A 13,304-nucleotide genomic window follows, 5' to 3' on the forward strand; every position below is an offset into this window, starting at 1 on the left:
TCCCGTTACGACGGGCGTTGAGGTCTTCGTGCGCCTTTCCGTCCTAGACCTCGTGCCGGTGCGCACCGACCAGTCCACCGGCGACGCGCTGGCGGCCACCGTGCAGTTGGCGCAGACCGCCGACCGGTTGGGCTTCACCCGCTACTGGGTCGCCGAACACCACAACATGCCGTCCGTTGGCGCCACCAGCCCGCCGGTGCTGCTTGCCTACCTGGCCGCGCAGACCGCGCGGCTGCGGCTCGGGTCCGGCGGGGTGATGCTGCCCAACCACGCGCCGCTGGCAGTCGCCGAGCAGTTCGCGCTGCTGGAAGCCGCCGCCCCCGGCCGGATCGACCTGGGCATCGGCCGCGCGCCCGGCTCCGACCCGGTGACCTCATATGCCCTGCGCGGTGGGCGGGACGACCGTGACATCGAGAACTTCCCCGAATATCTCGACGACGTGGTGGCGCTGATGAGCGCCCGCGGTGTGCGCGTTCCGCTGCGCTCCGGCGACTACCAGCTCAAGGCGACCCCCGCGGCCGCAAGCGAACCGCGCCTGTGGCTGCTGGGCTCGTCGATGTATTCGGCGCACCTGGCCGCGGCCAAGGGGCTGCCCTACGTGTTCGCCCACCACTTCTCCGGGCAGGGCACCGAGGAGGCGCTCGAGCTCTACCGGTCCCGCTTCAAGCCGAGCGCCGCCGCGCCCGAGCCGGTGACATTCCTGACGGTGAACGCCGCGGTGGCCGAAACACGCGACGAGGCAACGGCTTTGATGCTACCCAACTTGCAGATGATGGCGAGGCTGCGCACCGGCCAGCCGCTGGGGCCGGTGCCGTTGGTCGAGGAGGCCGAAGTCGCGCAACTGACGGACCAGCAGCAGCGAATAGTCGAGAGCGGGCTCGAGCGCGCCGTGCTCGGCGCGCCCTCGGAGGCCGCGGCCCAGCTGCGCGCCCTTGCCGAACGCTTCGGCGTCGACGAGGTGATGGTCCACCCCGTCGCGTCGGCCCACCGCGGCACCGACCCGGCCACCGCCCCGGCCCGCATCGCGACGCTGGAGCTGCTTGCCAAGGAGCTGTTCTAGTCCCAGACGCCGGTCTGCTCGACCTGACGCGCATCGGGATCGGCGACGTGCGCGCGCACCCAATGCTCCAGCTCGTGCGGCGGCACCGCCGGGCTGTGCACGAAACCCTGGCTGATCGTGCAGCCGTAGCGGCGCAATGCGCTCAAGGTGAATTCGTCCTCGACGCCCTCGGCCACCAGGTCGGCGCCGAGGCTGTGCGCCAGCGCCACCGTGGAGCGCACGATCGCGACCGACCGGGGGTCGTGGGCCAGCCTGGCCACGAACACCCTGTCGAGTTTGAGCTCGTCGACCGAGACGTCCTGCAGGCGGGCCAGCGACGACCAGCCGGTCCCGTAGTCGTCGAGCGAGATCCGCACACCGCGGCGCTGCAGTTCGGCCACGGTATTGCGGGATCGCGCCGAGTCGACGAGGGCGCTTTCGGTGATCTCGACGATCAGGGCGTCCGCGGGCAGGTTGTGGGTCCACAGCAGCCAGTCGATCGTTCCGACCAGGTCGAGGTCGATCAGGTTCGTCGTCGACAGGTTCACCGCCACCGACGACGCGATGCCTTGCTGGCGCCAGGTCTGGATCTGCTCGAGGGCGACTTTGAGGGTTCGGTTGGCCACCTTGCGCATCAGCCCGGCGCTTTCGGCGGCGGGCAGGAATTCCTCGGGGTGCAGCAGTCCGCGGTTGGGGTGGTTCCAGCGCAGCAGCGCTTCGACGCTGTGCACGCTGCCGTCGAACGCGTTGATCTTGGGCTGGTAGTACAGCGTCGGCTCGTTGCCCTTGACCAGCGCGGTGCGCAATTCGTCGATCAGGCTGGGGTCGTTTTCGCGATGCGAGTCGAACGCGCAGTCGTACACGGCGATCTTGCTGAGGGCGAATTTGGCGTAGGGAATTGCGGTTTCGGCGCGACTCAGCAGTTCTTGCGGATGATCACAATGGTCTGGACACAGCGCAATACCGACGCACGCGTCGACCCGCACGGTGATCGAGTCCAGCGCGAACGGCTTGCGCAAGACCTCGAGCAGGCGGGTCGCCTGCGCGCGTGCGCCGATGAGGTCGGCCCCTTCGGTCAGCAGGACGGCGAATTCGTCGTCGCCCACCCGCGCCAGCACATCCCCGCGCCGCACGCTGTTCGCGAGCCGATTCGCGATGTGGCGCACCAGTTCGTCGCCGAAACGGCGATCGATCGTGTCGTTGATTTCGTGGAACTCGTACAAGTTCATCAGCAACAGCGCGGTGCGTGATGTGGTCTTCAGCGTCGACTCGGGTCCGCCCGCAGGGGGGCCGGACTGCGCGGTCAGGGACGTCGCCAGCGAGCGCCGGTTGGGCAGCGTGGTCAACTCGTCGGTCATGGCGCTCTTGTGGCTTTCGGCCACCAGGCTGACGTCGCGGAAGGTCGCCGAGAAGCGCACCGCGACCGCGATGAGGCTGAACGCGGCCAGGGTGGCGGCGAGCACCGAATTGTGGCCCAACACAATGACGCCGAGCGCAACGGCCGTGCACGCCAGCGGCACCGCATAGGAGCTGAGCGCGCGTCGCGTGGGCACCGCCGCCGACGACCTGGGCGCCCAACTGGCCATCGCCATCAACAGCGACGCGGCGGGCCACAGGGCGTCGAGGGTGGAACCGACGCGGTACGAGCCCGCGGCGGTCTCGAAAAGGTACTCCGTGTCCGCGACCGCGAAACCGACCAAGCCTCCGATAAGCAAGGCCAGACGGAATTCATTGCGCCAGCCCAGGATTGGCACCACCCCGGCGGCCAGAATCAACAGCACCAGGTCGCCCCACGGGTAGATGAGGCCCACCAGCACCGTCGCCGGCCGGTGCGCCGCGGCCGCGTGCAGGGGGCCCGCGCGCAGCGCCGCCGCCACCGCGGCCATCGCCAGCCCGCACACCAGCGAATCGAGCCGCACCGAAAGCGCCGCCCACTTCAGTCGCGCCCGGATGAGCACCAGCAGACCAAGGTAGACAAGCGGATAGAACGCCAGGTATTCCGGATCGGCCACCGAGGGCGACTGGCCATTCGGCACCCACAGGGCGTAGACGATGTCGCCGAGCGCCGAGCACAGCATGCCGGCCGCGATCAGCCCCCACGCCAACCGGTCGGGCTTGACCTGGTAGGCGCGCACCGCAATGAGCGCCGCCGCCAACACATTCAGCGTGGAGTATAGGAACTTGGCGACGAACGGACTCTGGCTGACATGCGGGTCGAGGGTGCCCATGATGGCGAAGGCGGCCACACCAACTGCCAACAGCAGCAAGGCCAATCGGATCGCCGGGGTCGGCCACTGGATGGCCGTCTGCACATCGGTGCGCGGGTCTTCGGTCGACATCGCGAGCTGGGCGATCGGGGCTGTCACCCGGGGCGCGGGCGAGCCGGACGCCCCGGCGGCCAGGCTGGCCACGCCTCCCGCCGGTCCGCCCGGCTCCGGAGCCGTAAAGGGCAGCGTCAGATCCGGCACGAAGCTGCGGATGCATTGGCCGCCTTCGCGTTTGGCGGCATACATCGCCAAGTCGGCGTGGCGCATCAGCTGGTCGGCGGAGCTGTTGGCCGCCGCGGGGGCCACCGTGAAGCCGATGCTCGGCCGGACCGCGATGGGAACGTTCTCGATCACCACCTCGGCCTTGAAGGCCTCCAGAACTCGCTGCGCCGTCGCTTGGGTCTGTTCGACGGAACCCTCGACGAGGACGGCGAATTCGTCACCGCCGAGGCGGGCGACCGCGCCCAGGTCGCCCACGGCGGTGGTGAGCCGGCCCGCAACCCAGACCAGCAGCTCATCTCCCGCCGGATGGCCGAGCGCGTCGTTGACGGATTTGAAATTGTCGAGGTCGAGCCATAGCACCCCGATCGCCTTGCTGTCCGGGCCTTTTCGGGCCACCGCTTCGTCCAGCCTATGCAAAAAGTGGGCGCGGTTGGGCAGCCCGGTCAGGCTGTCGCGAAACGCTTCCCTGGCGACCTCTTTCAACAACTTCTGGTTTTCCAGGAGCACGACGAATTGCCGCGCGAGCACCGCGATGACGAGAATGGTCAGCGCCGCGAGCATCGGGCCGTGTTTCATCAGGCCGACCGCGTGACCCATGCCGACCGCGGCGGCCAGCACCAGCGGCAGGTACGGCAGCCACAGCAGCGGCCGGGACAAATTCTCACTCTGCGACGCCGGCAAGGGTGGCTCTTTCACGCTGGACAGCGCCGCGACCGCCAGCAGTCCCAGCCCGGCCACCCGGCCCAGGTCGGCCAGCACGGTCGCGTGATAGCTGCCGACGCCGCTGTGAAACACCGTCAAGATGTCGAAGATGTTGATCGTCGCGGTCCCGGCGGCGAGCAGGGTCCGGCTCGGCGGGTCATTGGGGCGGCGCCGCGACAGCATCAGGATCGCCGTCGTCAGCAGGATGACGTCGTTGAAAACGTGCACCAGCGTCGCGGGCCGCGAATCGCTGTGCTCGCGCAGCTGCTTGTCCAGGACGAACACCCACGACACCACGAACAGCGACGTCGTGACGATCACGCCGTCCAGCAGCAGCCGTCGCGGGCTGTGCCGGGACGCCTGGGACATCAGGATCAACGACGCGAGGGCCCCGATGGGCCACAGGCAGAGCACGATCTCGGCGGCCGCCGGGTGGGTCGCGTGTTCCAGGTCCGGCCGCGCCTCGTAGACGGCCCAGATGAACTGACCGACCGCCCATCCCAGCACGCCCGTGACCAGCGCCAGCCAGCCCAGTCTGGTGCGCCCGACCGACAGGCGGGCCGCGTGACCGGCGCACGCCGCGGTGAAGACCAGGCACATCACCACCGCGATGTCGTCGACCGGCCGCGTCTCGTAGCTGCCCTCCCAACCCCAGAGCCCGGAGGCGACCACCAGCCCGGCAGCCAGCGAGTAAATCCCCAGGATGAGCCAGCCGACGCGGGCGGGCAGCCGGAATCGCCGCCACGGATTCCGTTTCCCGCGTCCCATAGCAGCCACCCCGTCTGCGTCATGCGGTGAACAGGCGAAGCTTCACCGCGTTAGGGCAGAATAAACCGCCGAATTGGGTTTGCTACCGCTTTTTTCAGCTCGTTGTCGTTTACGCGCGTACCAAAACGCCGCGGGGGCAGGCCTCGGCTTCATCATCTGGCACGAAGTTTGCTGGATCGGCGGGCAGCATCAGGCTGCCGGCTAGCCCGAAAGCCTTGGCCCGAAATCGATTTCGTGAATCTTACGGGTTCGCATCGATGCGCGCCAGCGCGTCGCGCAGGATCTGACCGGTGGCCTCGCGGTCGGGGTCTCGGCGCAGCACCATTCCCTTGGCGACCGCCAGCTTGTCGCCGTTGCGGCGCGGCAATACATGCAGGTGGATGTGGAATACGGACTGAAAGGCGGCGCGGCCGTCGTTGATCCCGATGTTCGTCGCGTCGGCCAATTCCGCCGCGCGGGCCGCGCGGGCGATCCGCTGCCCGATGGCGACCATCTCGGCCAATGTCTGCGCGGGAGTGTCGGTGAGGTCGACGGTGTGCCGCTTGGGCACCACCAGGGTGTGGCCCCGGGTGAACGGGCGGATGTCGAGGATCGCCAGGTAGTCGTCGTCTTCATGGATCCGGATGGCCGGGGCCTCGCCGGCGACGATCGCACAGAAAACGCAGGACATGCCGCCACGGTACTGGGTGCGTCCCGCGGCGATCTCGGGCCCGCCGGGGGATACGCTGCCGCAGTGGACGCTCGCGATCTTGCCTTCGCCGGCGCGGCCGCGCAGGCGCAGCTGCTGGCCGATGGTGCGGTGACCGCACCTGAGCTGCTGGAGATCTATCTCGAACGGATCGCGCGCTTGGACAGCGACCTGCGCTCCTACCGCGTGGTGCTGACCGACAGCGCGCGCGACGAGGCCGATGCGGCCCAGGAGTTGCTCGACGCCGGTGAGCGGCTGCCGCTGCTCGGCGTGCCGGTCGCGATCAAGGACGACGTCGACGTCGCCGGCGAGGTGACGGCGTGCGGCAGTGGCGGTCACGGACCCGCGGTGGCCTCCGACGCCGAGGCGGTGCGGCGATTGCGCGCGGCCGGTGCCGTCATCCTCGGTAAGACGAATGTGCCCGAGTTGATGATCTTCCCCTTCACCGAGTCGCTGACGTTCGGTGCGACGCGCAATCCGTGGAACCTGGGCCGCAGCCCGGGCGGGAGCAGCGGCGGTAGCGGTGCCGCGGTCGCCGCGGGTCTGGCGCCGCTGGCGCTGGGATCCGATGGTGGCGGCTCGATTCGCATCCCGTCATCCTGGTGCGGCCTGTACGGCCTGAAACCGCAACGTGATCGGGTGTCTGTCGAACCGCACGACAATGCCTGGCAAGGGTTGAGCGTCAACGGCCCGATCGCGCGTTCGGTGCTGGACGCGGCGACGTTTCTCGATGCGACGTCGACGGTGCCGGGACCCGATGGCGAGTTCGTCGCCGCCGCCCGCCGCGAGCCCGGAAAGCTGCGAATTGCCTTGAGCACCAAGGTCCCAACGCTTCCGGTGCGGGCGGGTCAACAGCAGATGGCTGCCGTCGAGCAGGCCGGCGCGTTGCTGCGCGACCTGGGCCACGAGGTCATCGTCGCCGACCCCGACTATCCGCTGCCCCAGATCTACGCGAACTTCCTGCCCCGCTTCCTGCGGGGCATCAGTGACGACGCCGACGCGCAGGCGCACCCGGAGCGGCTGGAATCGCGCACCCGCAGCATGGCGCGCGCCGGGTCGTTTTTCTCCGACCGGCGGATGGAGCAGCTGCGGGGCATCGAGGATCGGGTGAGCGCCAAGATCCAGTCGATCTTCGACGACGTCGACGTCGTCCTCACGCCGGGCACCACCGCGCCACCGTCCCGCATCGGCGCTTACCGCAAACGTGGCTGGGTGTCGACGCTGCTCGCGGTCTCCCAGCAGGTTCCGTATTTCCCGGTGTGGAACCTCACCGGCCAGCCGGCCGCGGTGGTGCCATGGGATCTCGACGGCTACGGCTTGCCGATGTCGGTGCAACTCGTCGGCCGGCCCTACGACGAGGCGACGCTGTTGTCGCTGTCCGCGCAGATCGAACGCGCGCGGCCGTGGGCGCACCGGCGACCTCCGGTGTCATGAGGCGACTATCGCCCGCCACGCCGCCAGCTTGACGCCGGGCCGCGTCGCGTGCGCCGGGCTGGTCGACGGCAGCCGCTGAAATTCCAGTCGTTGCGCGACAGATGCCGGCCTGGGTGCCAGCCTGCGATAAAGCTCGGCCGCCTTGGCGCCGTTGAAGTACACCCGCGTGATCGTGGGGTATTCCGCGAACAGCGCGCCAAAGTCGTTGACCACCAAGCTCTTCGGGTCGAATGCCGAGTCTGAGCTGCCGGCCCGACGGCACCGGTGCAGTACGTCCCAGAGGGCGACGCGGTGGGACCGCAACGCGGCCAGCCGCGCGTCATACGGCGCCTCGGCGTCGAATCCGAAAAGCTCAGCGGTGATCGCCCAGAACGCATTTCGCGGATTGGCGTAGTACTGGCGCAGCCTCAGCGACTGCGCGCTCGGAAACGAGCCGAGGATCAGCACCCCGGCCCGATCGTCGACGACCGGCGGGAACCCTTCGAGAAGCGCTGCACTCATCGCAACACATCATCGCGCGCCGGCGTTGTACGTTGGCCAGATGGCCGACGGTGTCCCCGACATTGACGATCTACTCGAAGGCCTGGACGGTGCCGCGCGCACCGAACGCGCCGAGCTGGTGGCGTGGCTGCTGAAAGAGGGCATCACCCTCGACGAGATCCGGGTGACCAATCCGCCGCTGCTGCTGGCCAGTCGCCACCTCATCGGCGACGACGGCACCTACGTGTCGACCCGCGAGATCAGCGAGAACTACGGCATCGACCTGGGGCTGCTGCAGCGCGTGCAGCGCGCCATCGGGCTAGCCCGGGTGGACGACCCCGATGCGGCGGTGCACATGCGCGGCGACGGCGAGACCGCGGCGTACGCCCAACGGTTCGTCGAGTTGGGGCTCAACCCCGATCAGGTGGTGCTCGTCGTGCGGGTGCTCGCCGAAGGCCTGTCGCGCGCCGCCGAGGTCATGCGCTTCACCGCGCTCTCGGCGATCATGCGTCCGGGCGCCACCGAGGTCGAGATCGCCGAGGGGTCCAAGGCTCTGGTCGGCCAGATCGCGCCGATGCTCGGCCCGATGATCCAGGACATGCTCTTCATGCATCTTCGCCACATGATGGAGACCGAGGCCGTCAACGCCGGCGAGCGTGCCGCCGGTAGGCCGCTGCCGGGGGCGCGCCAGGTGAGCGTCGCCTTCGCCGACCTGGTCGGCTTCACCAAGCTCGGGGAGGTGGTGTCACCCGAGGAGTTGGGGCAGCTGGCCAACCGGCTGGCCGATCTGGCCCGCGACATCACCGCCCCGCCGGTGCGGTTCATCAAGACGATCGGCGACGCGGTGATGTTCGTGTGTCCCGATCCGGCGCCGTTGCTGGACGTCGTCCTGAAACTGGTCGAGGTCGTCGATGGCGACAACGACTTTCCGCGGCTGCGGGCGGGCGTGGCGTCCGGGATGGCCGTCAGCAGGGCCGGCGACTGGTTCGGCAGCCCGGTCAACGTGGCCAGCCGGGTCACCGGGGTGGCGCGCCCGGGCACCGTGCTGGTCGCGGATTCGGTCTGGGACGCCTTGCAAGAACGGGCCGGTACCGGTGCATTTCAGGGCTCGTTCGCCAGCGCGCGGCGCCTCAAGGGCATCAAGAGCGAGGTCAAGCTGTTTCGGGTGCGCCGCGGCTAGTCCCTTAAGGCATAGGGCAGGCCCGGCGCGACGCTGGGGGGCGTCGACTCCGTCTTGCGCGGGTCGTACGCGGCCGGCTTGCTGTCCCCTTTTCCGGCGCTTTGAATTGGTCGCTTCCGGGCCTGCTTCGCATTCAAAAATACGCCTCGGATCTGCGCATATCAACGGTTATCCCGGTACGGACTCGGCCGCGAGGCCCCGGTGTTCGCTGGCGGCGAACCGGGGTTCCATTACATGTGTAACGGTGTAATTATGTAATTATGAAGACGCAACACTCCAACCGGCGGTACGGCCGCCCGGGCGGCTGGCAACAGGCCCAGCAGCCCGACGCGGGCGATGCCCCGGAATGGTTCGCCGGGCGCCTGCCCGAAACCTGGTTCGACGGCGACCCGACGGTCATCGTCGACCGCGAAGAGATCACGGTCATCGGAAAGCTGGCCGAATCCGAAGGGACCGGAAAAGACGAGAGCGAAGCCCGTGCGGCGGGCCGGGTCTCGCGCTTCCGCGAGGAAACCCGTTCGGAGCGAATGCACATCGCCGACGAGGCGCAGGACCGCTACGGCCGCAAGGTTTCCTGGGGCGTAGAGGTCGGCTCCCAGAACGGCACCGAACGAATCATGTTCACCCACATCGCCGTACCGGTGATGACGCGCCTCAAGCAACCCGAACGCCAGGTGCTCGACACGCTGGTCGACGCCGGCGTCGCCCGGTCGCGCGCCGACGCACTCGCGTGGTCGGTCAAGTTAGTCGGTGAGCACACCGAGGAGTGGCTGGCCAAGCTGCGCGACGCGATGTCGGCGGTCGACGACCTGCGCGCCGAAGGTCCGGACCTGAGCTAGCCCAATCCCGCTGTGTAACTTGGGGATTCGCGGCAGATCTACTCGCTGTTGACCTTCGCGGTGATCTTGTCGATCATCTGGTCGCCTTGATTGCTGATGTGATACCCGCACGCGTTGATGTCGATGATCACGTTGTTGGCCACGCCCATCGATCGCTGGCACTCCCAGCCGTCGGCGCCCTCCTGCGTCTCCATCATCGAGATCTTCGGTGGGCCGGCACCGACGAGTTGCGCAAACGTCCAGCGATACGACTTGTTCTTGCTCTTGTTCGTGACGGTCACCGTCCGGCCGGCGCAGTTCTTCCAACCGGCGGCCGACGTCTGCAGGAACGCCTTGGCCTTGTCGGCCGAGGGGAACAGCACCACGGCCTGATTGACCCAGTGGTCGTAGTTGTCGCCCGGCTCCGAGGACACCAGGCCGCTCACTCCCGTGTAGCCGCTGCCGGAGTAGACGGGGTCCTGGCTGGTGTAGAGCGCGCCCTGGCAGCTGGGCAGCGAGAGCGTCACCGGCGAGCTGTCCATCGACAGGATGGGCTTGCCCGGTTCCATGGTCGAGGAACCCATCACGGAGTTCATATCCACGGGGTTGAGCAGCAGGGCGCTGAGCCGCTCGGGCGGTATCGGGTCGGGCGGAGGCGGGGGCGGATCGGACTGGGTGGCAAGGAAAATGCCCACTCCGCAGACGACGAGAACGACCACCAGCGCGATGGCGCCGATGATCGGCCACGGGTTGCGTTTACGCTTGGCCGGGGGTCCCTGGCTCCACGGGGCGGGGCCGGAAAAGTGTTGTGGCACCGGCATACTCGGTGGCGGGCCGCCCCAGTTGCCGCCGGTCTGGTACCCCGGGGTGGGGGGGGCATCCGACCCGAGCGCGGCCCGGCGCTGGGGGACGGAGCCGGCGGGGTGGTGGGAGCCGGCGGGGCAGTGGCACTCATCTCCACCGTGCCGGGCAGCGTCGCCTCACGGCTGCGGCGCAGGATGTCGACGGCGTGATCCTGGTCGGGGTCGCTGAGCGCGTCGTGCGCGGCGGCGGCCAGATCACCCGCGCTGGCGTAGCGGTCTTCGGCGCTTTTGGCCATGCCGCGCGCGATGACCGCGTCGAGCCCCTTGGGAACGTTCGACCGTGCCGCGCTGGGCTTCGGGACTGGCGAGCTCATGTGCGCGTTGACCAGCACGCCGGCGCTGTCGGCGCGATACGGCGGTGCGCCGGTCAGGCATTCGTACAGCACGCAGGCCAGCGCGTAGATGTCGGCGCGGTAGGTCACCTCGCCGTTGCTGAACCGCTCCGGGGCCATGTATTTCCAGGTGCCCACCGCGGTCCCGAGCTGGGTGAGCTTCTCGTCGGTGGTGGCGCTGGCGATGCCGAAGTCGACCAGGTAGGCGAAATCGTCTCGGGTGACCAGGATGTTGGGCGGCTTGACGTCGCGGTGCATCACCCCGGCCGCATGCGCCGCGTCGAGCGCCGAGGCGATCTGACTGATGATGGCGACCGCGCGGGGCGCGGTCAGCGGGCCGAACCGCTTGAGCAAGCTCTCCAGGTCGGTGCCCTCGACGAGGCGCATCTCCATGAACATCTTGCCGTCGATTTCGCCGTACTCGTGGATGGGTACGACGTGGGGCTCCTGCAAACCGCCCGCGATTCGCGCCTCGCGCTTCATCCGTTCGCGGAACACCGGGTCCTGGCTGAATTGGTCCGACATCAGCTTGACCGCGACCGTCCACTCCTTGATGGTGTGCTCGGCCTCGTAGACCTCGCCCATTCCACCCCGGCCCAGCAGCCGTTTCAGGTGGTAGGGACCGAACATCGACCCTATGCGTGAGGGCTGCTCGTCGCTCATGCCGATCCTCCAAACCAACCCGAGACCAGCCGACCATACCAATTCGGCGCCATGCGCTCAGTCGCTTGCCCGCGCGCCGACGGCAAACATTCCAACCGCGTGCGGCAGCGGCTAGTGCGCCGTCGTCGCGCCGTCGTGCGCGACGATCTGAAACGTGAACTCGTGGTCGCAGATTCGGACGTGGTCGCCGTCGTTCAGCATCGCCGCCGACCGGATTCGCTCGTGCCGCACGTGGACTCCGTTCGACGACCGCAGGTCGTTGAGGATGTAGTTGGTCCCGGTGTCGACGATGACGGCGTGGTGGCGGCTGACGTTGGCGCTGTCGAGCACGATGTCGTTGTCGGACAGCCGCCCGATCCGGGTCGCCGTCGCCTGCAGCGCGTAGCTGCGGCCCGAGGCTTCGTGCAGGTACGCCACGGCCGACCGCTCCGACACCTGGGTGTGCTTGTCGAGCACGGTAATCGTATGCGCCGCCGTGGTCTTCGCCGACTTCTTCGCGTCGAGCGGCTCCTGGCGCAGGATCCGCTCGTTGAGCGCACGCAATGTCTGGCCCGGGTCGATCCCGAGCTCGTCGGCGAGCATCGCCTTCACGCGGCGGTAGGCGGCCAGGGCGTCGGACTGGCGATCGGTGAGGTAGTAGGCCGTGATCAACTGGGCCCACAGCGGCTCGCGGTACGGGTGCTCGATGGTCAGCGACTCGAGCTCGCTGATGACGCCCGCCGCGCGCCCGCAAGCGATTTCGGCCTCCGCGAGGGCGGTGTGGACGAGCATCTTCTCCTCGACGAGCGAGGTGGCGAAGGTCTCGACGAACTCGAAGTCACGCAGGTCCTCCAGCACGGGCCCACGCCACTGCGCCAGCGCGGCAGACAGGTGCCGACTGGCGTCCTCGAAGCGACTCGACGCGGCCATGTGCACGCCCGCCGTCTTCTCGGCGACGAACCGGCCCAGATCGCAAGCGTTTTCGGCAATGCTCAGCCGGTAGCCCGGCGGCGCCGCGGCCAGCACGACGCGCGGGTCGATGCCGGCGCCGCTCAGGAGCTTGCGCAGGTTCGACACGTAGGAGTGAATGCTCGCCCGCGCCCCCGACGGCGGCTCGCCCGCCCACAGCGCGTTGATAAGTCGCTCGACGCCGACCGGGCTGTTGCGGTTCATCAGCAACACGGCCAGCACCGCCCGCTGCTTGGGGGTGCCTAACGGCACCAATGTGCCGTCGACACTCATCTCCAACGGTCCGAGCAGACCGAGCTCGAGACGTGTGTCTGCCATGGTCGCTGATCGCCCCTTCCGGTCATGTCGCCGGTTGCCATTGTGATACGAACCGGGCGGATTCGATGGTAAACCCGCGTGATTCGGACACAACGCAGCGGAGAGGCTAAAAACGCGCCCCGCACAAGAAGGTTCAACTTCGGCCGTCGTCGCTGCTTCGTCGATGTCTGCCCTCCGAGTCGAATTTTGCTGTGGCCGAACCGATTACGTGAGCTCGCTGGCCAGCCGCGGGCAGTAGATGTTGCTCGCGTCGACGACGAAATAGGCCACCTGCTTGGGGCTCAGCTGCGTCTGGCTCCGGATCTCGACGGCGATGTCGGCCTCGGTCTTGCCCGCGGCGAGCTCCTTGCACACTTGGTGACCCGCCCGCACGGCCTCCTGCGGTGAGCTGAACGAGATCCCCACAGCGGTCATCTGGCTGAGGAAGGCGTCGTCGGCGCTGCTCGCCGCCGCGGTTCCCGCGGCGGCGAGGCCGATGGCGGCGGTGCCGATCCCGATGGCGGCAATCGTGGTGAGACGGTGTGAGAGCATCGCTGTCATCCTTTTCGGCTGTGCCAGTGGTGAACGCGCCCAGCGTCACAC

Annotated in this window: 9 protein-coding genes and 1 pseudogene; 4 read left to right on the forward strand and 6 right to left on the reverse strand. The window is 68.3% G+C overall.

Annotation, left to right across the window (positions count from 1 at the left end):
• Positions 1-28: 28 nt before the first annotated feature.
• Positions 29-1,060, forward strand: a complete 1,032-nt coding sequence (locus MRAB57_RS17035) for an LLM class flavin-dependent oxidoreductase (RefSeq protein ID WP_077088398.1) — start codon at positions 29-31, stop codon at positions 1,058-1,060.
• Here MRAB57_RS17035 and MRAB57_RS17040 read toward each other — a convergent pair.
• Together MRAB57_RS17040 and MRAB57_RS17045 are read right to left on the reverse strand one after the other, a co-directional pair.
• Complete coding sequence (locus MRAB57_RS17040) at positions 1,057-4,998, reverse strand: diguanylate cyclase domain-containing protein (protein WP_173813943.1); 3,942 nt, start codon at positions 4,996-4,998, stop codon at positions 1,057-1,059. The genes MRAB57_RS17035 and MRAB57_RS17040 overlap by 4 nt on opposite strands.
• Before the next feature lie 241 nt (positions 4,999-5,239).
• The gene (locus MRAB57_RS17045; protein WP_077088399.1) at positions 5,240-5,668 is read right to left on the reverse strand and encodes an HIT family protein; all 429 of its coding nucleotides are present in this window, start codon (positions 5,666-5,668) and stop codon (positions 5,240-5,242) included.
• Between the two features lie 63 nt (positions 5,669-5,731).
• On the opposite strand from MRAB57_RS17045, the gene MRAB57_RS17050 reads away from it, so the two are divergent.
• Complete coding sequence (locus MRAB57_RS17050) at positions 5,732-7,120, forward strand: amidase (RefSeq protein ID WP_077088400.1); 1,389 nt, start codon at positions 5,732-5,734, stop codon at positions 7,118-7,120.
• Here the strand turns inward: MRAB57_RS17050 and MRAB57_RS17055 are convergent.
• Positions 7,115-7,621 (reverse strand): DNA-deoxyinosine glycosylase, encoded by a 507-nt coding sequence (locus MRAB57_RS17055; protein ID WP_077088401.1) that lies wholly within the window; start codon positions 7,619-7,621, stop codon positions 7,115-7,117. The two genes, MRAB57_RS17050 and MRAB57_RS17055, sit on opposite strands and share 6 nt — an antisense overlap.
• Positions 7,622-7,661: 40 nt before the next feature.
• On the opposite strand from MRAB57_RS17055, the gene MRAB57_RS17060 reads away from it, so the two are divergent.
• On the forward strand, positions 7,662-8,780 hold the full coding sequence (locus MRAB57_RS17060) for an adenylate cyclase regulatory domain-containing protein (RefSeq protein WP_077088402.1): 1,119 nt from the start codon (positions 7,662-7,664) through the stop codon (positions 8,778-8,780).
• Positions 8,781-9,040: 260 nt separating this feature from the next.
• Complete coding sequence (locus MRAB57_RS17065; RefSeq protein ID WP_077088403.1) at positions 9,041-9,619, forward strand: hypothetical protein; 579 nt, start codon at positions 9,041-9,043, stop codon at positions 9,617-9,619.
• Between the two features lie 38 nt (positions 9,620-9,657).
• On the opposite strand, the pseudogene MRAB57_RS17070 reads toward MRAB57_RS17065, so the two are convergent.
• From MRAB57_RS17070 to MRAB57_RS17080, 3 genes and pseudogenes are all read right to left on the reverse strand, one after another.
• Positions 9,658-11,456 (reverse strand): annotated as a pseudogene (locus MRAB57_RS17070) (serine/threonine-protein kinase PknH/PknJ).
• A gap of 111 nt (positions 11,457-11,567) precedes the next feature.
• The gene (gene embR, locus MRAB57_RS17075) at positions 11,568-12,722 is read right to left on the reverse strand and encodes an ATPase/transcriptional regulator EmbR (RefSeq protein WP_077088404.1); all 1,155 of its coding nucleotides are present in this window, start codon (positions 12,720-12,722) and stop codon (positions 11,568-11,570) included.
• Between the two features lie 204 nt (positions 12,723-12,926).
• A complete protein-coding gene (locus tag MRAB57_RS17080) occupies positions 12,927-13,253 on the reverse strand; it encodes a DUF732 domain-containing protein (protein WP_077088405.1) in 327 nt (108 codons plus the stop codon).
• Positions 13,254-13,304: the final 51 nt, after the last annotated feature.

Source organism: Mycobacterium rhizamassiliense, assembly GCF_900157375.1.
In the GTDB taxonomy this organism is placed as follows: Bacteria; Actinomycetota; Actinomycetes; order Mycobacteriales; family Mycobacteriaceae; genus Mycobacterium; species Mycobacterium rhizamassiliense.

What these genes read in the sequence shown, in the direction of transcription:
- MRAB57_RS17040 (WP_173813943.1), bottom strand. Translation starts at nt 4,998, where the DNA reads ATGGGACGCGGGAAACGGAATCCGTGGCGGCGATTCCGGCTGCCCGCC.
- MRAB57_RS17045 (WP_077088399.1), bottom strand. Translation starts at nt 5,668, where the DNA reads ATGTCCTGCGTTTTCTGTGCGATCGTCGCCGGCGAGGCCCCGGCCATC.
- MRAB57_RS17055 (WP_077088401.1), bottom strand. Translation starts at nt 7,621, where the DNA reads ATGAGTGCAGCGCTTCTCGAAGGGTTCCCGCCGGTCGTCGACGATCGG.
- MRAB57_RS17060 (WP_077088402.1), top strand. Translation starts at nt 7,662, where the DNA reads ATGGCCGACGGTGTCCCCGACATTGACGATCTACTCGAAGGCCTGGAC.
- MRAB57_RS17065 (WP_077088403.1), top strand. Translation starts at nt 9,041, where the DNA reads ATGAAGACGCAACACTCCAACCGGCGGTACGGCCGCCCGGGCGGCTGG.
- embR (WP_077088404.1), bottom strand. Translation starts at nt 12,722, where the DNA reads ATGGCAGACACACGTCTCGAGCTCGGTCTGCTCGGACCGTTGGAGATG.
- MRAB57_RS17080 (WP_077088405.1), bottom strand. Translation starts at nt 13,253, where the DNA reads ATGCTCTCACACCGTCTCACCACGATTGCCGCCATCGGGATCGGCACC.